The sequence below is a fragment of the Paenibacillus sp. RS8 genome (assembly GCF_041956825.1).
Lineage (GTDB): Bacteria > Bacillota > Bacilli > Paenibacillales > Paenibacillaceae > Paenibacillus_AQ.
Genome location: NZ_CP168131.1, coordinates 6,967,438 through 6,984,846, shown reverse-complemented (window position 1 = coordinate 6,984,846; position 17,409 = coordinate 6,967,438). Strand labels below are relative to the sequence as shown.

Sequence of the window (17,409 nt, the reverse complement as noted above, 5' to 3'; positions counted from 1 at the left end):
GGGGGAGGGGCAATCGTGACAGAAATGGATGTACTTAAATATTTTTTAACGCAAGGACCATTCGCGGTGTTATTCGTTTGGCTGCTGATCTACGTAATGCGCGCGAATAAAGAGAGGGAGGGACGATTGCAGGATCTACTAGAGAAGTTTTCAGAAAAATATGATGTCATTATCGTTGAGTTGCGCGAGATGAAAGAGAGATTTCCACACAGAAACTAATAATATTGAGAGGATGAATTGATATGGAATGGACTGCAATTGCAAATTTTATTAGACCGGAGTTATTAATCGTCGTGGCGGTCTGCTGGATCTTCGGGTATATGCTTAAGCGAACGCCGCGAGTGCCGGACTGGACAATCATTTATCTGGTTACGTTGGCAGCGATTATTGTTGTATGCCTCATTCTTGGATTTAACGTTGATAGTTTTGTACAAGGCATCTTGTGCGGTGCTGTAGCTGTCTACGGTAATCAGTTACTTAAGCAGGCAAAGAAGGGGGTTGATGAGTAATGCAAATTATTCAGAAGGGAAATAAGTACACAAATTGTAGCGGTCGAGGTGGTCATATTCCGATTGCTATTGTAAATCATATAAGTGGCGGGACGATGAGCTCTATGGATAGTTGGTTTCAATCTTCTGGTAATTTGGTTAGTAGCGCTCACTTTGGCGTTTCTAAATCGGGAGAGATTCACCAATATGTTGATATCACGAAAATGGCTTGGTGTAATGGAATTACAGTCGATTCTATTCCCAAAGCTAAGGCGGCAATCGTTAAGGAACAAGCGCCGACGAATCCTAATAAATATACTATCAGTATCGAGCATGAGGGCATGGATGGTAGTTTGACAGAGGCACAGTTTGCTGCCTCTGTGTGGCTTCATAAATATATTAGTGACGAAGTGAAAAGGCTCTATGGTAAAGCTATCATTCTGGATGAGAAACATGTGATAGGTCATTTTCAAATTGATCCTGTACGGAAACCATTTTGCCCAGGACCAAAATTCCCTTGGAGCCGCCTATATACTGAAATTAAAACTAAGAAGGTGGAGAATGTTATGAACAAAGAAGTAAAGGTAAGCGTGAATGTTAACGGCAAAAAGGTAGCTGATGGAGTGCTCGATAATGGTACAACCTTTACTCCTGCACGAGCTGTAGCGGAGGCGCTAGGTGCTACAGTCATATATGATGCATACACTAAGACGGTTATAATCACAAAGTAAATTCTAAAACGCTTGGAAATATGCCCGCTGGCTTCGGCTGGTGGGCTTTTTTTGTCGTTTACAGATCATTCCAAAATCCGGTAAAATAGATTCAACTGAAGGAGGTAATGTATTGGAAATATTCAAGAGTCTGCAGCATTTTGCTTCTTTGATACCTGAAAATCTAAAGGAATATAAAGAATGTTTTCCAAAAGAAAGCAACGCAGCCGAGGCTATTCATCTTGCAATTTCAATCTTACTAAATGATAGTATTTTTAATTCTGAGGATGACTCTCAAATCACTGTGGGTATGCTAGGGTTTGGAGTCCATTCATCATGGATTAGTTCATTAAACATGGTTATGGCAGGTCATATTGACACTGGATATAGTGAAATTAGAAGAGCGATTGAATTCACGTGTTATGCCGCAAAAATTATTAATTCAAAAGAACGGGCATCGTACTGGCTAAAACAAAGAAATGACCCTGAAGCTAGATCGAAATTTTCTGGACAATTCCAGATACCTAACTCTTACAAAAATGATAACTATAAGTTTTTAAGAGCGTTACTCATGACGTACGATACCGCAAATTATTATGGAGCACATGCTAATCTTGAGACGATGATTGGGAAAATAGAGGTTGCTGAGGGAAGTATTAAGTTTAGGTACCAGGCTGATAAAGAAATAATCTATCTAGCTGCGCCATCATTTATAATGAGTGGTTACCGGATGCTTCAAGCTCTTATTATAATTTTTGGAGATAAAGTGATACTTCCCCCAAATTTTAAAGAGACCATGAGTTACGTCCAGGAATCAATTAGAGAACTTAGATTAGATTTAGCTAATAGTTATTATGAAGGGAAAATTCCCGATACAGTTAAAAAGTTGATTTTGTTAGATAATGATAGTGAAACGGATAAAATGTTTGAAGAAATGATTGAAAAAGAACGTTTAAGAAAAGAAAGTAATAAGAAAAAAGCCACCTCTTAGTAGCGTTATCGGAGGGATTTAATTTATGAATATTATATACAGAGTTCTGAGTACCGATACTGACTTTTTGGCGGCTGCCTTAGCACGATCTCAGGTATCCGTCTGGTACCGGGAATCTCCAGACCCTATCGGCCACCTCATGGATTATGGAGGTGTAGTAGAGGGATACACACCGGAGTCGATCAAGATTAACGGTGCTAGGTTCGTTCGAAATCGTTTCGAATATAGAGCATACATAAAATAACCCGTCAGCTAATGTCCGACGGGTTTTCTTGTCTTTTAATACCCTCTAAGGACTGAAAACTTATCGCTACTTATTTCTTCCACTTCTTCTCCTAACTCTATAAATTTATCAGCTACATCCCTAGAGTATTTGCCCCCAAACTCGTAAATTTGAGGACCGTTGCCGAATCCCCCACATTGTTTGAAATGATCAAGTTGATGTAAAGAATTTTTTAGGTGGTAAACTACATTTCTTTTATAAGAAACGTCCATCTCAGATATTTCTTTAAGTGTACCATCTCCGCCTTCCCAATATCCGATAGGAGCGAACACACCCTTGAGCGCTTTTTGCGTTGTATCCATTTCAATCCCCCTTCCAATAATTAAATAGATTATACATCGAGATTTAATAAGAGAAAATGTTTTGTTTTTGTGTAAAAAATTCACATTGATATTAATTTCTTCACATGTAATAATACAAACAAATGTTCTTGTTTTTTGGAGGATGAATATGCTTAGCGATACTGCACGTAAATTATTAATGATCATGACCCATTCAGCAAATCATCACGCTCATATGCCAAGTTTACCGGAGTTAGAACGGCTAAGTGGACGTATGCCAGTCCCTATAAAAGCAGCTTTACGGGAACTGGTTGAGGAAAATTACATCGAGTGGAATCCAAACACACCGCCTGAGACAGCGATCATAATAGAGGGATGGGAACGCCCTGACCCACGGTTTAAAAGGCATGAGTCAGTACCGCAGGATATACAGTGGGGCATGAATGGTAGCAATATCGAATACTGGACTAAGTACTAGGAGGCGATGAAATGTGGAACGTAAAAAGCTTGAAGGTAATGGTTTGTGGGAGAGTAGCCGTATGATGTTACCAGAACATAAAGTACGGATCCTTCGTGATGAGTATGAACAACTACGTAGAGAAAAGCCGGAGATAGATTCCCAAGAATGGGAGCTGATTGACCTGGCGTTGTATCATTCCATGGAAGACCATGCACCTGTGACGCTAAAGCTTTTTGATCCTTTTAATGAAAGGATAGCAAAAGGGATTGTTATGAAGGTGGACCGGGAGCTGAAGCGAATTAAATTGCGCTGGTCTGAAGAGGATTGGGACTGGATCGAAATGTCCGAGATCATAGCGGCAACTACATAGCATAGAGAAGCAGCCCTGCTTGCCATTACGGTAGCAGGGCTTTTGTGTATTTAGATTTCGAATTCTTCCCATCCTGGTGGTAGTGGATCCTCTGGTGCAGGTTCTAAATGTTCCAGTGGTTCATTGATAAGTAAGGGTTCATCAATATCGAGCAGGACTGTTTGTGTTCCTTTCACTAACACGATGCCAATCCTGCCGGTGTGGAAACCTTTTGTGATACGGACGCGTATGCCAATAGTAATTTCACCAAAATTCATAGGGATTCTCCTTTTTAAGTACCCACACTTTGCCCACAGATCGCCTTATAGATGAGTGTTTTTTAGTGTAGATACAACTCGGTATAAAAAGTGATATTCCTAATCCCTATGCGGCTTTAGCTAACTTCTGATACATCCTTGTAGATGTAGTTAGATAGATGTTCTATATCTAGTTACTGTATGTAGAACAAAAACTTAAAATCTTGGTTTATCAAAGTCTAAGCCCCCTTTTGGGGGCTTTTTAAATGAAAAAATTACATGAAAAATCACAAATAAAGGATGCCCCATATTGGTTGGGCATCCTTTATTGTAGGTGGATGTACTAATTTAACACTCTTCTAATTAATCATCACAGGTTTATTCATAGCTTATTGATTATCACCGAACCAGATGTTCTCTGTACCAGTCCGCGTGTCCGTCCATACACTCACTAGACGGCCTGTTTGGGGGACGATGGCATTGCCGATGTAGTCCCCAATTAGGGGAATGCCGGTGACGTCAAAGGAAGTTGTCGTTATACGGGTGTTTATAAACGTCATACCGCCATCTCTAGATGTAGCTAGATAAACATCAAGGTTGAGAGGATTAACTCGATTCGTGTAATAGTTAACGAATATTGCACCATCCGCTGGGGACACTGTGATGGCTGGGAAAAAGTTTTGGGAGCCTACTGGACTACCCGTAATGGATATGGGTGCACCCCAATCCACACCGAAATTAGTGGAAGTAGCAATAAATATATCGGAATAGCCTTCTCGAAAATCTTGCCACACAGCATAGACATTCCCTCGCGTCGTCGGTGCATTAGAAATATCTGCTGCGAGGGAAGGGTATGTCAAGCATCTAAATGTATATCCCGGCAATGGATCTGGTGGGACTACAACGCTGGCGACCCTGGTTTCAGGGGTGAAGGTGACCCCGCCGTCTGGAGATGTGGTAATTTTAAGATCGGTATTACCAGGAGGCTGATTGATCCATCCCACAACAACAATCCCATTTAATGTAATGGCTATACCGGGGAATTCTTCAAATTCTTCGATCGAAGACAGCAGGCTGGGACTGGAATAGGTATTACCGCTATCTAGGGAACGATTGAAGAATATCGTATTTCCTGGTATGAATTGCGTGTTGTAATCATGCGTATAACCAGTATATACATTGCCAAAAAAGGGACTTGATCCAGCCTTGTCGGTGACAACGACCACCTGGTCATCATTCACAAACTGTCCAAACCCTTGATTTACGATGACTGGCGGTCCGAATGAAGATGCGTTGTCGACAGAGGTATAGGAAACGATCGACCCGCTGAGACCGTCAGAATCGAAGGCATGAGCCAATACTACGAACGTGGTCGGAAAAATATAATCAATATGTGGTGCTTCGATGCCTGCAAACCCTGTGGGTAACGGTAATAACGTTGTTGTCCAAGTGGCACCTGCGTCAATAGATTTGTACAAACCTATATTGGGAGGGCCTGTTCGAAGATCTACAGCTACGGCGACCATAACCGAAGGATTAAGCCAATTTACCGCGATGGTGGGCTCGAATTGAGTGCTTGTGCTCGGCGAAAGTTGAATATTAACCATACAAAGCTCCTTTCGTCATAGAGTTTTCGGCACTTACGGGTTCAGCTGAGCTATGAAAGTAAGTTCGGATTGCAGCACTCTTTGATGAGGGATGACGTTTCCTGACGAATCCGTTCCGAATACTGTAATAATCGTGTCTGCCGGTGCGTTTCCAGTTACGAGAAATTGTACTTCATATGCTGAATTGCCTGCGATATTAAAACCGAGAAACTGGCTGGTGTTAGCATTAATATTCAATGAGCTGGAGTAGACTAAAGCCTTACTAACAAGAGTATTCCATACGTAAATGTGATAGACCACGTTAGAAGAAAAACTAAGGTTGTCATTGTCGATGTTGATGATCACGTTGGTTGCTGGGATAGTACCTGTGTTCGTAATTATACCTGTTGTGCTTGCCATGAGCTTCACCCTCTTATATTAGTTTGCTATATATATATGAATTGAGGTGCATTGTGCTTGGACAAGGGCATCAGAAAAATTGCGGAAATTGGAGATATGAGAAGTAGTATTGAAGGGGAAAAACTCTTTTATGATAAATGAATAAAAAGAACTGTGTGCATGTCTATTTGGCGATTATTCCATGAATCTCCCCGACCTCCTGTCTCACAACTTCCAAATGACTCCTGAGTATATTGATAGAAAATGAGGGAAGGAGTGATGGAAATGCCTTTTACTACCGGTCTTATTACCAACACAAGAGCAACTGGAACAGCGGCGAGTAATGTAGCTGTTAGTGTTCGTAATACTAGTAATGCAAACGCAATGGTGATCGTTGAAGTCTTCGGGGTTCCGTATTCAACGCTTGCACTTACTCCGCTTTATGTCACAGGTTATTATGTTCCAGCAATGAGTTCCGATATTAGAGAGTTCTTCATTGCGGGGAATGTGTCTTACGAGGTTCAGTTAAGTACCCCTTATCCATTAGCAAATGTAGTATGCTCTACGTACGGATTGGATGAGTTTGGAAATCTTGTTACGGATCAGAGAGTACTTCAATCTGAATTAACGGAGATTACCGCACTTTCTATACCTGTTTAACAGAATTTTCAGGGCAATCAAGCAGCAGTCGCCAAAAGCACTAGGGCGATTGCTGCTTTTTTAGGCGCAATAAATCCTCTCAGGGCATTCGCACAGGCACTAATGTGGAATTTAAATATACTAATCTTATACTCCAATGTAGAGAGAGGTAAAAATCATGGTGGATGTAGGGGTAGTTATGCCTTTGTATACCCAAAAGCCGGAATTTCTCCGGCAAGCTCTGGAGTCTGTTCTGCGCCAAACCTTCACCGAATTCCGACTGATCATTGTGATTGATGGAGCGCCGGAAATGGAACCGCTTGTGCAGTCCATCATAGCGGAGGATCCAAGGGTAGCTGTTATCTCTTATGTGCCGAATAGGGGGATCGCACATGCGCTGAATACGGGCTTTGATCTTTTGTTTAACGAACCCAATATTCAGTATTTGAGCTGGGTCTCCAGTGATAATGTTTATGAACCCCGCTTCCTCGAGATCCTTCGAGGTGCACTAGTGAAGGGGCCGCAGGCGCTAGGGATCGTGTACAGTTCTTTTCAAAGTATAGATAACGAGGGAAACCAACTTCATAACGAACACCAACTGGCTACTCAACGAAATTATCAGTCACAGCCCAAAGAGAGATTGCTGGATTATTCGCTAATAGGCGTTTCTTTCATGTACAAATCGCAGGTTGCAAAGCTTGTTGGAGGGTACGGAATGGAGCCTGTGGAGGATTATGATTACTGGCTGAGACTGGCTGAACATTGTGATATTCGCTTTATACCCGTGGAGCTTGTAAATTATCGTGTGGATTCAACCTTTAGTGTATCCGCACAGTTACATTCCATTGAAAATCATCGCAGATGGAGATATACGTATCATTTAACTCGCCATCAGGCGCGATTCCGCAGAGGGATTCCTCCTATGATTACCGTTTTATTTCCTGTGGTAAATGCTGGTGCGGAGGAAATAGCGAGGATAGAGAATCTGTATGAACAGACGTACAGCAATTATGAGTGTCGGGTGCTGGATTTATCGCCTACGCGTCAACCATCTGTTCTTCTGGGTTCAATTCCTCATCCTGCAACCGAGTTCGTTTGGATGCCAGAAGTTGTGGAGTCGCACGCGATTTGTGGAGCACTTGAGCACATGTCCACTCCCTACACGATAGTTTTAGGTCCCAAAATTTTCATAGGAGCACTCGATATTGAATACATGCTGGAGGCTTTGATTACTACCGGTGGGGAAGCGATCTCCAATTATTATACGGATGATCACAGCTTGATTGGATTTCGGCACAGACATGTCCCATCGACCAAAACTCACTACTATAACGAGCTGTTTCGAAGCACAGATTTGTATGATTTGTTGAAGATATATTTTTCCTAAAAATAATATGCGAATGAGTGATCGTAATGAAAGTTTTGTTCACCTTTTACAACCCGAGTGGAGGTATGCAAACCCTGAATCGAGTGCGCTGCCAAGCGTTGCGTGATCGCGGTGTAGAGTGCCATTTGCTGTACACGCACCCTGGAAAAGGACAGCAAAATATCCCGAACATTCAAACCTATATTACGAATAGTGATGACGAGATCAGGGAATTGCTCACTCGGGAAGCCTTTGATTTGATTGTAGTGTGTACGGATATTTACTTAGCAGAGAGGTTCAGAGGGTTTGGTTACAAGGGACCGCTTGTTTTTGAGGTGCAAGGATTAGGAACTTTAGATGAAGCGGAGCAGGTCATTAGTAATTTTAATGAACGGATTCACAAGCTAACCGATGCACTGCTCTATCCAGAGACCTCCCATTTGCAGACGATTTTCAAAAGTGGATTTCCCTCTATTCCGCAGTATTGCTTTGATAATCCGATCGATTGCGAAGAATTTGGATATACCAATTATCCAGCGAAAAGCTTTCCCATCCTCGGCTGGGTGGGACGAATTCAAACGAACAAGAACTGGAGAGAATTTCTTCAAATTGGACAGAGGCTGCTGGCGATCCATCCCGAGCTTTATTTATGGATTTTTCAGGACGATACGTTGTTTGATCCGGAGCAAAAAGAGAGCTTTGAACAGTTTGTAGCGGAAACCGGAATTTCTTCACGTTTGATCTCGCATTCCAATGTCCCTCATGAGCTAATGGCAGATTATATGAGCATTATTGGTGATTCGGGAGGTCTGCTCTGTTCCACCTCTATTCTCGAGGGATTTGGGTATGCGGTGGCTGAGGCAATGTTGTGTCGTTGTCCTGTCCTTACTACGGATTCAGATGGCATTCGGAGACTTGTTATTAATAATCACACTGGAAAAATATATACGAGAGGGCAACTGGATGAAGCTGTGAATGCGGCGCTATCCTTAATGCATGATTCAGCGCTTCGGACCAGCATTAGGATGAATGGAGAATGGCATATCCGAAAAAACCTTTCTTCCGAGCTGTACGCCGATAGATTTCTAAAGATGTCTCATCAATTGATGAGACGCCGGTCAAAGATCGAGCGTCGATGGTCTTAACTTTGCGGTTAACCCGCAGAGTTAAGACGGTTTTTCATGGATTAAAAGTGAGGTCAGAACCAGTGCTAATAAGAGGGTCAGAGCCATCCCTATCATCTGAATAACATTGTTATAAGGGTCAGGTAGAGTGATATAAGAGAAGATGACATCCTTTAATATAAAAAACAAAATTTTGAATAAACTCAGAAACACTAATATCGCTACGATCCACTTTTTAAAGTGTGCTTTATAGATAAGCCTACCTCCTTTCTATGCCTCTTTAATTAATTCTTCTGTATCATTCCGAACATTTCCCACAGCTGTGGAAACAGGGTAGGCTCTCATTTGGTTTTGATCATAAGGCTTCAGGAGCTTTATTAGAGAGGTTATGTCCTGATTGCCCCGATCCAGCCATTCTGTCTCATCCTCAGGCTTCAAAATAACCGGCATGCGGTTGTGGATTTCAGCCATTAGATCGTTCGGTGTAGTCGTTATAATCGTACAGGTACTTAGTTTATTCCCTTCCGGGTCCATCCAAATATCATACAATCCGGCCATGGAGAAAATACCCCCATCACGCATCACAATCCGCATGGGTTGTTTACTGCTGCCTTGCGCCTTCCATTCGTAGAAGCCGTCAGACGGGATGATGCAGCGGCGTGAGCTTACTAAGCGCTTGAAAGAAGGTTTTTCCAGCAGAGATTCTGCCCGGGCATTAATCATTTTACTGCCGATTTTGTCATCCTTGGCCCATGAAGGAACCAGACCCCAGCGTAGCTCCCCTAACTTGTTGCTGGAGCCTGTATTAATGACTGCTGGAATTTGCTGCATGGGCGCAGCGTTATATTTAGGGGCATAGTGGACAATGGTTGAATCATTTGCAAAATATCTGACCATCAGTTCTTCCATGGTAACGGTTATTGTGTAACGTCCGCACATGATTTACACTCCCCTTTCAGTAGATTAGAAGTTCGCTCAGTTTACAGCTCAAATTCGGCATGTTATGCTCGAAATATTTCTTAATTATAAACGATGCGGAATGAATGAAGAAAGAGGTGCTCATTGGTGATTCTGGTAAGCTCTTGTCTAGCTGGTATGAAGGTAAGATATAATGGAACGGATTGTTTGGACGAGATGATCCAGAAGCTTGTGAATGAGGATAAAGCCATTGCGGTGTGTCCGGAGTTACTTGGGGGATTCTCTACGCCTAGGGAGCCAGCCGAAATCATTGGTGGAAATGGCGAGGATGTGCTGGCAGGGACGGCTAAAGTAGTGGATCGTTCAGGAACAGATGTTACAGATATGTATTTAAAGGGTGCTTATATTACGCTTGCAAAAGCTCAAGAGGTCTCAGCTACGATGGTAGTGCTCAAAGAAAACAGTCCTTCTTGCGGCAGCGCTATGATTTATAACGGGGAATTCAAGGGGAAGAAAATTGCAGGAAATGGCGTTACTACAGCTTTACTTAGAAAAAATGGCATTGAGGTAACCTCTGAAGAGAACTGGTTATTATAATCCTAGCTTTCATAGGGAAATGATTACAATATTGTGTTCTTTCGCTTGTGGAAAACTCACTTCTCGCGCGGTATAATTTAATAGTTCCAAGTATAAACGCCTTCGGCGTCCTTCTTAGGACGGTTAGCGTTTAAGCGAGAAATATATACCTACTTATATTTTAGAATAACTAGTTTCCTAAACTCTAGAAGCGGAGAAATGATTATGAAATCCATCTATTTGGACCACGCCGCATCAACCCCGGTTCATCCCGAGGTGGCTAAGGTCATGTTGAATATAATGACAGAACAATACGGAAATGCGTCTAGTGTACATCAGTTCGGACGTTCAGCTAAAAGAATATTGAATGGGGCGCGCGATTCGATCGCCGCCTTTTTGGGCTGTTCATCTGAAGAGTGGGTGTTCACTGGAGGCGGCACAGAGAGTGACAATTTAGCGCTCTATGGAGCAGCAGCGGCAGTTTCCCATAAAGGAAAACATATTATCACCACCCAGATCGAACATCATGCAGTGTTACATACCTGCGAAGAGCTAGAGAAGGAAGGTTTCAAAGTAACCTATCTTCCTGTGGATTCGTCGGGCAGGGTATCCGTAGCAGACATAGAGGCAGCATTGCAGGAAGACACGGTGCTGATCAGCGTAATGTATGCCAATAATGAAGTAGGCACCGTTCAACCGATTCAAGAGATTGGTCAGCTCGCTAGAGAACGAGGCATTCTGTTCCATGTTGATGCTGTACAAGCTCTAGGTGCACTGCCAATTAAACTCCGAGAACTTCCCGTAGATTACATGAGCTTCACAGCTCACAAAATCAATGGCCCACAAGGGATAGGGGGTCTTTACGTTCGAAGCGGAGCACCACTACATCCTAGGCTTCATGGAGGCCTTCAGGAGCGTGGCAGACGCGCCGGAACAGAGAATCTAGCAGGAGCCGCTGGATTCGCCAAAGCCGTTGAAATAGCGGTTACGGGTCTCTCAGAACGTCAACAAAATATGAAGCGCCTGCGCAATACACTACTTGAGACGCTGGATACTCTGATTGGACGGGAGAGTTACTCGCTTAACGGTAATTCTGAGCATTTTTTACCTAGTATACTGAACTTGAGCTTCCCAGGGGCTGGGACAGATGTTATGCTGATGAACCTGGATATGGAGGGGGTTGCAGCAGCGAGCGGTTCGGCTTGCACGTCAGGATCACTGGAAATATCTCATGTTCTGAAAGCAATGGGACTTCCCCAAAATATTTTAGAGTCCGCGATTCGATTTAGTATCGGTTTGGGTAATACTACTGAAGAAATCGAGTACGTTGCTCAAAAAGTTGAAACCATTTTGAAACGCCTACGTAAATGAGACTAGTTACTTTTAGGTTTCGATCTGTATCGGGGCGATTCGGGCTTTTGGCTTTCTGAGAACTCGTAATTACACTCAAAGTGAGGGGAACGAGGCAGCCATGAGACTTCAAGATCTGATCGGCTTGGCTGTATATGAAGTTGAAGAGGGTAATGAAATCGGCAAGATTGTCGATATTCTGCTCGATTCAAACTGGAATATTACGGGTATTGAACTGGAAAGCAAATCTTTTTTTGGCGGCCATGTGAAATTTGTGGCATGGAAAGATATTGTGGCCTACGGCGAGGATGCTGTCATGATTCGTAGTAAAGAGTCGATTGATAAGACAGATGCCGATCATATACCTTGTACATTTCTACTTGGAAAGAACAAACTTAAGGATTTAAAAGTACTGACTACAACGGGAACTATACTTGGACGAATATCGGATGTTTATTTTGACCAAAAGTTGGGAAACACAATAGGAGCGCTGGAAATCAGTGACGGGCTTGTGACTGATTTGATCGAAGGCCGCAAATGGCTGCCTTGTTCTGATGAGATGTCCATTGGTGAGAATGCTTTAATGGTTCCTGCGATGAGCGAAGAACGGCTACAAAAAGCCATTAATATTGTTAACGGATAGGTGGAATGTATTATATGAAGTGTCCAAACTGCAACTCTAAAGATATCGGAAAAATTGGTTCCCACCAGTTCTATTGCTGGGGCTGTTTCATTGAATTAACGGTAAACGGTGAGAAAATGTCGGTGTATCAGGTTGAAGAAGACGGTACACTCAGCTCGCTGGACGATCTGTTCTCCGGGGATGATATGACTCAGGACTACCCGCAAATTCATGCATCGTCATAATCTTTAGTCCAATGGATGCTCCAAGAGTTATATAGAATGAACCATGAACCATGCCCAATCTTCAGGTGGCTGTTGCAGCCCCCTGAGGATTGGGCTTTTTCTTTTTTGCCAAAGTTGTATCTTTGTTATTTGCGCTAAGGAATTTGTATGTTGCCTGCAGGGAGCTGACTCTATAATGAAACTGACGGCGGTAAAGCCGGAATTTTACAAATTTACACATAAGGGGGAACATTAAATGTACCGCAGAGGAATATCCAAGATTTTGGTTTCTGTTATGCTGCTGTCAAGTCTTCAGCTTCCCGGAAACACTGGATCGGCTCAAGCAGCCTCAATCGTTAGCAGTACTGATGCAGCCGGATCGGCGGTGTTTGCCGATATGAATGAGCATTGGGCTGGGGAGGCCGCAGACAGGCTGGCAGCCGCCGGAATTCTGCAAGGCGATGGTCAGGGACAATTTGGGCCAAGCCGGGCTATCTCCCGTGCGGAGATGGCAGTCATTCTCAACCGGATGTTTCGTTTTACAGATCCGGGTACTGTCATGTTTAGTGATGTAAGCGCTTCTTCCTGGTATGGCAAGGATGTAGGTGTGGTCAGCGCAGCGGGTCTAATCAAGGGCTACACGGACGGCCGGTTTCAGCCCGGAGCGGCTGTAACACGCCAGGAAGTAATGACGATGCTGAGCCGGGCTTTCGAGCTGGAGGCGGACTCCCAGACTGCACTGGCAGCGCAGTCTGATGCTGCAGCGGTCAGCGGCTATGCCAGGGAAGCGGTGAGTGCGATGCTAAGCGCCGGATACCTGCGGGGCGACTCGGAGGGCAAGCTGAATCCGCAGGCGCAAATGACCCGGGCTGAGCTGGCGGCGCTGCTTGGTCGGATGGTCGGGTGGATCAGTTCAGGCGAGGGGAGTCAGTCTATTGGACAGGTGTCTGGCAATGTGATTATCAACCGGGCGAATGTGCAAATAGAAGGCGGACCGGTTAACGGCAATCTCTATGTAACTGCCGGTGCAGGAGAAGGGGAAGTATCGTTCTCGGGCGTCAAGGTGCAGGGCACCACCCATATCTCCGGAGGCGGTGACCATTCGGTAGTATTCCGCAAATCTTCACTGGGTCAGACGACTATCAGCAAGCCGAAAGCGCCTGTGCGAGTCGTTCTGGAGGATGGAAGCTCGGCGGCCCGGATCGAACTGGTCCAGCCGGCCAAAGTAGAGATTGGAACCGGTTCAAGGGTAGATACCTTGGTCATCGGTGTCCGTGCTGCCGGATCAGAGATCGTGAACCGGGGGCACATAGGCGTGCTTGAGACCCAATCGGACCGTGTGCTGCTCAATGGTCAGGCGCTCAAGCCTGGCGAGAAGCTTCGGGACTTGTCCGGCAATGGAGCTACAGCGCAGGCAAGTGCTACCGCTGCTCCAACCTTTGCAGCGGGCGGTGGAAATACAGGCGGAGCTACAGCAACGCCTGCGCCAACAGAAACTCCGGTTGCTACACCGACAGCAACGCCAGTGGTCACTCCGCTACCCCAGGATAATCCTTGGGAGCTGGTCTGGAATGACGAATTCGACGGCCGTGCTATTGATGAGAGCAAATGGAATGTACAGGATACCGGAACGGTATACAATAACGAATTGGAATATTATCATCCGAACAACGCGTCGCTTACAACAGAGGGCGGGCAGAGTGTGCTGGCACTGGAAGCCCGGAAGGAAGCTTACGGCGGGAAGAAGTATACCTCTGGCAAGCTGACCTCCAAGCTGAAGGGCGACTGGACTTACGGAAAATTCTCAGTACGGGCCAAGTTGCCGATTCAGCAGGGGATGTGGCCTGCCATCTGGATGATGCCAACCGATGATGAGAATCAGTATGGACCTTGGCCGGGAAGTGGCGAGATCGACATTATGGAACTGACGGGACCGGTTGCCGGGGATAAGGAGAAGGCGGAGCTGTATCCGAGAACCGTTCATGGCTCCCTTCATTACGATATCCCGCATACTTCCCAGTCCAAAACTTATGTTCTGCCTGAAGGCCAGACGTTCGCTGATGCCTATCACGACTTCACGCTGGAATGGCTTCCGGGCCTGATCCGGTATTATGTGGACGGTAAAATGTATTTTGAAACGAGTGACTGGGGAACGATGGCTAAAGGTCAGCCGGATTACTATACGTACCCTGCACCGTTTGACCGGCCGTTCTATATGATCCTAAATCTGGCAGTAGGCGGCGACTGGCCGGGCGATCCGGCGGCGGACTTCAAGTCGGATAAGATGTATGTCGATTATGTCCGGGTCTACAAGTACAAGTACCTGGATCAATGGCCGGATGTAACCGGCCAGCGGCCAGCGAATCCGGGGCTTTCGACCCCGCAGCGTCCTGCCTTGGCAGACGGGAATCAGATTTATAACGGGGACTTCACGGGTGCCATAGTAGACCAAAGACAGCCGGAATATTGGGAATTGATTGAGAACGCCGGAGGCGGCGGAACAACCTCTGTCATTGAAGATACGGATAAGGGCAAGGCAGTGAAGGTTGCCATCCGTGAGGCGGGAACCCAGAATTATTCCATTCAGCTTACGCAGAAGCCGCTTCTGCTGGAGAAGGGCAAAGCCTACAAGGTAACGTTCGACGCCAAAGCGGACGCAGCACGTCCAATGATGAGCAAGCTGACCGAATTCGGTGGCGGATGGACAGCGTATTCCGGGGAACGAAATTTCCAGCTTACGCCGGACTGGCAGTCGTATGAATACAGCTTCACCATGACTAAGGCTTCGGATAACAATGCCCGATTTGAGTTCAACCTGGGTCTGAACAATATTGCAGCCTATTTCGCCAATGTCCGGGTGGTAGAGACGGAGCCGATACCTGTGGTACGCACACCGCTTGCAGACGGCAACCTGATTTATAATGGAGGCTTCGAGCTGGGAGAAGGGCGCCTAGGCTATTGGAACTTTGTCGTTAAGCCAGGCTCGGGAGCAGTGGGGAAGGCGAGTGTGACCAATACTCTGGAGCTGCCGATGATGAAGCGGGAGTTCAGGGCGGACGTCAGCCATACCGGCGGATCGCCGGAGGATGTTACGCTTACCCAGTCAGGCCTACCTATGTCAGCAGACGGAGTCTATCAGCTTTCCTTCGACGCTAGATCCGATAAGGCGCAGCCGCTCGGAATCAAGCTGGAGAATAACGGCGGCCGTACGGACTATCCTGACGGAGCAGCGTTCACGCTGACGCCGGACTGGAAGAGCTATACCGCAGAAGTTGCATTGTCCGGCGGGTCCGGGACGGAAGGGGTATTGTCGTTCCTGCTCGGCCAGACAACCGGATATACTGAAATTGACAATGTGCGTCTGATCCGGATGACTAATCCGCCTGTACTCAAGGATTACCTGCATCTACGGGGAGATCAGTACTGGAGATCTTCGGGAATCAGTCTGGTCCCAAGCGGCGAGGGCGGCAAGGATGTCACCGATATTGCCAAGGGAGACTATGTGGAATACAAAGTGGTTCTTCCTCAGGCGGCCAGCATTGTCCCTGTAACCAGAGTATCTAGTGTTCAGGGGGATTCAGAGCTTACACTGTCGGTTCTCGATGCCGGCAAGCAGAACGTGGTGACGGCAGCTGTCTATAGTACGGCAATTGGTGATACCGGGGGCCTTCAAGCCTACCGCTCCATCATCGGGGCACCGATTGAGCTGCCTGCGGGAAGCTATTATATCCGTCTTGGCGGCAGCGGCTACAATCTGGCCTGGCTGGATTTGTCCCGTGAGCTGGTAATGAACGGCAGCTTCAAGGATGCTTCCACCGACAGCTGGACGTTATTCAAAAAAGATTGGGAAGATGCTCCAGTGAAGAATACGGTCATGAACGCAGTGTACGGGGCGCTGCAGGTTGACCTGGGCGGCACCGGGGATGAGGACTGGAATGTACAAGTGAAGCAAGGGCCAATCCCGATGGAGCAAGGGAAAAAATATCTGCTTCGCTTCGATGCGGATGCCTCAATAGCAAGAGCGATACGGGTGCTCGTGCAGCATGACGGTACTGTGGATAAAGATTGGACGACATATAAGAATGAGATGGTCACTCTGAGCGAAGCCGGCGGACATTATGAATATCTGTTCACCGCTTCGGCAACAGATCCGGCTGCTCTGCTTCAGTTCAGTCTCGGCAAGATTACTGAGGAATTGGGAGAGCACACGGTGAAGCTGAGCCATATTTCATTGATTCAGGTAAGCCCGGTATTGGACGGGGAGGCGTACGGAGAGAACCTGATACCAAATGGAGATTTCTCCGCTCCGCTTAAGGGCTGGAACAGCTATTCCTCTGAAAATGGAGAGTTGTCCATTGATAATGTGGATGGTGCGCTGCAGATAAAGGTTGGTTCCACAGGAACGAACAGCTGGGACCGGCAGGTCTTTTATGAGGGAGTCGCTTACAACGAAGGAAATCATTATACACTTACCTTCAAGGCTAAGTCGGATGTTAAGCGCAAAATGAATATCAGCATCGGCTGGCTGGATGTGGCAAACAATTATACCTGGCACGGATATACAAGCGAGATCATTGATTTGAATACGGAATACAGCGAATATACCCTGGAATTTGACGTTGCAGGAGACAGTACCTCCATCGGCCGCATTTCGTTCGAGCTGGGCAATATTAAGGATGGCGGTACAGGTCATCTGGCGGTGGATATCGATGATATTGTGCTTATGAATAACGGAACCGTAGCTACACCTTGATCAAGCTTTAGATTTTGTTATCCAGACTTGCGA

At 45.7% G+C, this 17,409-nt stretch carries 20 protein-coding genes; 15 read left to right on the top strand and 5 right to left on the bottom strand.

Annotation, left to right across the window (positions count from 1 at the left end):
• Window positions 1-24 precede the first annotated feature (24 nt).
• From ACDZ28_RS32655 to ACDZ28_RS32635, 5 genes are all read left to right on the top strand, one after another.
• Window positions 25-219, top strand: a complete 195-nt coding sequence (locus tag ACDZ28_RS32655; RefSeq protein WP_375105463.1) for a BhlA/UviB family holin-like peptide — start codon at window positions 25-27, stop codon at window positions 217-219.
• 23 nt (window positions 220-242) lie between these two features.
• Window positions 243-509, top strand: a complete 267-nt coding sequence (locus ACDZ28_RS32650; protein ID WP_375103758.1) for a phage holin family protein — start codon at window positions 243-245, stop codon at window positions 507-509.
• On the top strand, window positions 509-1,219 hold the full coding sequence (locus ACDZ28_RS32645; RefSeq protein WP_375103757.1) for an N-acetylmuramoyl-L-alanine amidase: 711 nt from the start codon (window positions 509-511) through the stop codon (window positions 1,217-1,219). The genes ACDZ28_RS32650 and ACDZ28_RS32645 overlap by 1 nt, the downstream gene beginning before the upstream one ends.
• Window positions 1,220-1,331: 112 nt before the next feature.
• The gene (locus ACDZ28_RS32640; RefSeq protein ID WP_375103756.1) at window positions 1,332-2,189 is read left to right on the top strand and encodes a hypothetical protein; all 858 of its coding nucleotides are present in this window, start codon (window positions 1,332-1,334) and stop codon (window positions 2,187-2,189) included.
• A 25-nt stretch (window positions 2,190-2,214) separates the two neighbouring features.
• Window positions 2,215-2,433: a hypothetical protein gene (locus ACDZ28_RS32635; RefSeq protein ID WP_375103755.1), complete on the top strand. Its 219-nt coding sequence runs from the start codon at window positions 2,215-2,217 to the stop codon at window positions 2,431-2,433.
• Window positions 2,434-2,468: 35 nt separating this feature from the next.
• Here the strand turns inward: ACDZ28_RS32635 and ACDZ28_RS32630 are convergent, their stop codons facing one another.
• Window positions 2,469-2,774 carry a hypothetical protein gene (locus ACDZ28_RS32630; RefSeq protein ID WP_375103754.1) on the bottom strand — a complete coding sequence of 102 codons (306 nt, stop codon included), beginning with the start codon at window positions 2,772-2,774 and terminating at the stop codon, window positions 2,469-2,471.
• Window positions 2,775-2,922: 148 nt separating this feature from the next.
• Between ACDZ28_RS32630 and ACDZ28_RS32625 the strand changes: the two genes are divergently transcribed.
• Window positions 2,923-3,231 carry a hypothetical protein gene (locus ACDZ28_RS32625; RefSeq protein WP_375103753.1) on the top strand — a complete coding sequence of 103 codons (309 nt, stop codon included), beginning with the start codon at window positions 2,923-2,925 and terminating at the stop codon, window positions 3,229-3,231.
• A gap of 13 nt (window positions 3,232-3,244) precedes the next feature.
• The gene (locus ACDZ28_RS32620) at window positions 3,245-3,583 is read left to right on the top strand and encodes a YolD-like family protein (RefSeq protein WP_375103752.1); all 339 of its coding nucleotides are present in this window, start codon (window positions 3,245-3,247) and stop codon (window positions 3,581-3,583) included.
• Window positions 3,584-3,633: 50 nt separating this feature from the next.
• On the opposite strand, the gene ACDZ28_RS32615 is transcribed toward ACDZ28_RS32620, so the two are convergent.
• From ACDZ28_RS32615 to ACDZ28_RS32605, 3 genes are all read right to left on the bottom strand, one after another.
• Entirely contained in the window at window positions 3,634-3,840 is a 207-nt protein-coding gene (locus tag ACDZ28_RS32615) for a hypothetical protein (RefSeq protein WP_375103751.1), read from the bottom strand.
• 368 nt (window positions 3,841-4,208) lie between these two features.
• Window positions 4,209-5,426, bottom strand: a complete 1,218-nt coding sequence (locus ACDZ28_RS32610; protein ID WP_042130449.1) for a sialidase family protein — start codon at window positions 5,424-5,426, stop codon at window positions 4,209-4,211.
• Between the two features lie 33 nt (window positions 5,427-5,459).
• Window positions 5,460-5,825 (bottom strand): hypothetical protein, encoded by a 366-nt coding sequence (locus ACDZ28_RS32605; RefSeq protein WP_042130447.1) that lies wholly within the window; start codon window positions 5,823-5,825, stop codon window positions 5,460-5,462.
• Window positions 5,826-6,089: 264 nt separating this feature from the next.
• On the opposite strand from ACDZ28_RS32605, the gene ACDZ28_RS32600 reads away from it, so the two are divergent.
• The 3 genes from ACDZ28_RS32600 to ACDZ28_RS32590 all read left to right on the top strand — a co-directional run bounded on the left by ACDZ28_RS32600 (window position 6,090) and on the right by ACDZ28_RS32590 (window position 8,954).
• Window positions 6,090-6,464: a hypothetical protein gene (locus ACDZ28_RS32600; RefSeq protein ID WP_375103750.1), complete on the top strand. Its 375-nt coding sequence runs from the start codon at window positions 6,090-6,092 to the stop codon at window positions 6,462-6,464.
• Between the two features lie 157 nt (window positions 6,465-6,621).
• Window positions 6,622-7,830, top strand: coding sequence for a glycosyltransferase family 2 protein (locus ACDZ28_RS32595; protein ID WP_375103749.1), 1,209 nt, complete (start codon window positions 6,622-6,624; stop codon window positions 7,828-7,830).
• A gap of 26 nt (window positions 7,831-7,856) precedes the next feature.
• On the top strand, window positions 7,857-8,954 hold the full coding sequence (locus ACDZ28_RS32590) for a glycosyltransferase family 4 protein (RefSeq protein ID WP_375103748.1): 1,098 nt from the start codon (window positions 7,857-7,859) through the stop codon (window positions 8,952-8,954).
• A gap of 249 nt (window positions 8,955-9,203) precedes the next feature.
• Here ACDZ28_RS32590 and ACDZ28_RS32585 read toward each other — a convergent pair whose 3' ends face one another.
• Window positions 9,204-9,872, bottom strand: coding sequence for an SOS response-associated peptidase (locus ACDZ28_RS32585; RefSeq protein WP_375103747.1), 669 nt, complete (start codon window positions 9,870-9,872; stop codon window positions 9,204-9,206).
• A 126-nt stretch (window positions 9,873-9,998) separates the two neighbouring features.
• Between ACDZ28_RS32585 and ACDZ28_RS32580 the strand changes: the two genes are divergently transcribed.
• From ACDZ28_RS32580 to ACDZ28_RS32560, 5 genes are all read left to right on the top strand, one after another.
• A complete protein-coding gene (locus ACDZ28_RS32580) occupies window positions 9,999-10,448 on the top strand; it encodes a DUF523 domain-containing protein (RefSeq protein ID WP_375103746.1) in 450 nt (149 codons plus the stop codon).
• Between the two features lie 204 nt (window positions 10,449-10,652).
• Window positions 10,653-11,798, top strand: coding sequence for a cysteine desulfurase family protein (locus ACDZ28_RS32575; RefSeq protein WP_375103745.1), 1,146 nt, complete (start codon window positions 10,653-10,655; stop codon window positions 11,796-11,798).
• A 100-nt stretch (window positions 11,799-11,898) separates the two neighbouring features.
• Entirely contained in the window at window positions 11,899-12,420 is a 522-nt protein-coding gene (locus ACDZ28_RS32570; RefSeq protein WP_042130435.1) for a PRC-barrel domain-containing protein, read from the top strand.
• Window positions 12,421-12,434: 14 nt separating this feature from the next.
• Entirely contained in the window at window positions 12,435-12,644 is a 210-nt protein-coding gene (locus ACDZ28_RS32565; RefSeq protein WP_375103744.1) for a hypothetical protein, read from the top strand.
• A gap of 235 nt (window positions 12,645-12,879) precedes the next feature.
• Window positions 12,880-17,376 (top strand): carbohydrate binding domain-containing protein, encoded by a 4,497-nt coding sequence (locus tag ACDZ28_RS32560; protein WP_375103743.1) that lies wholly within the window; start codon window positions 12,880-12,882, stop codon window positions 17,374-17,376.
• Window positions 17,377-17,409: the final 33 nt, after the last annotated feature.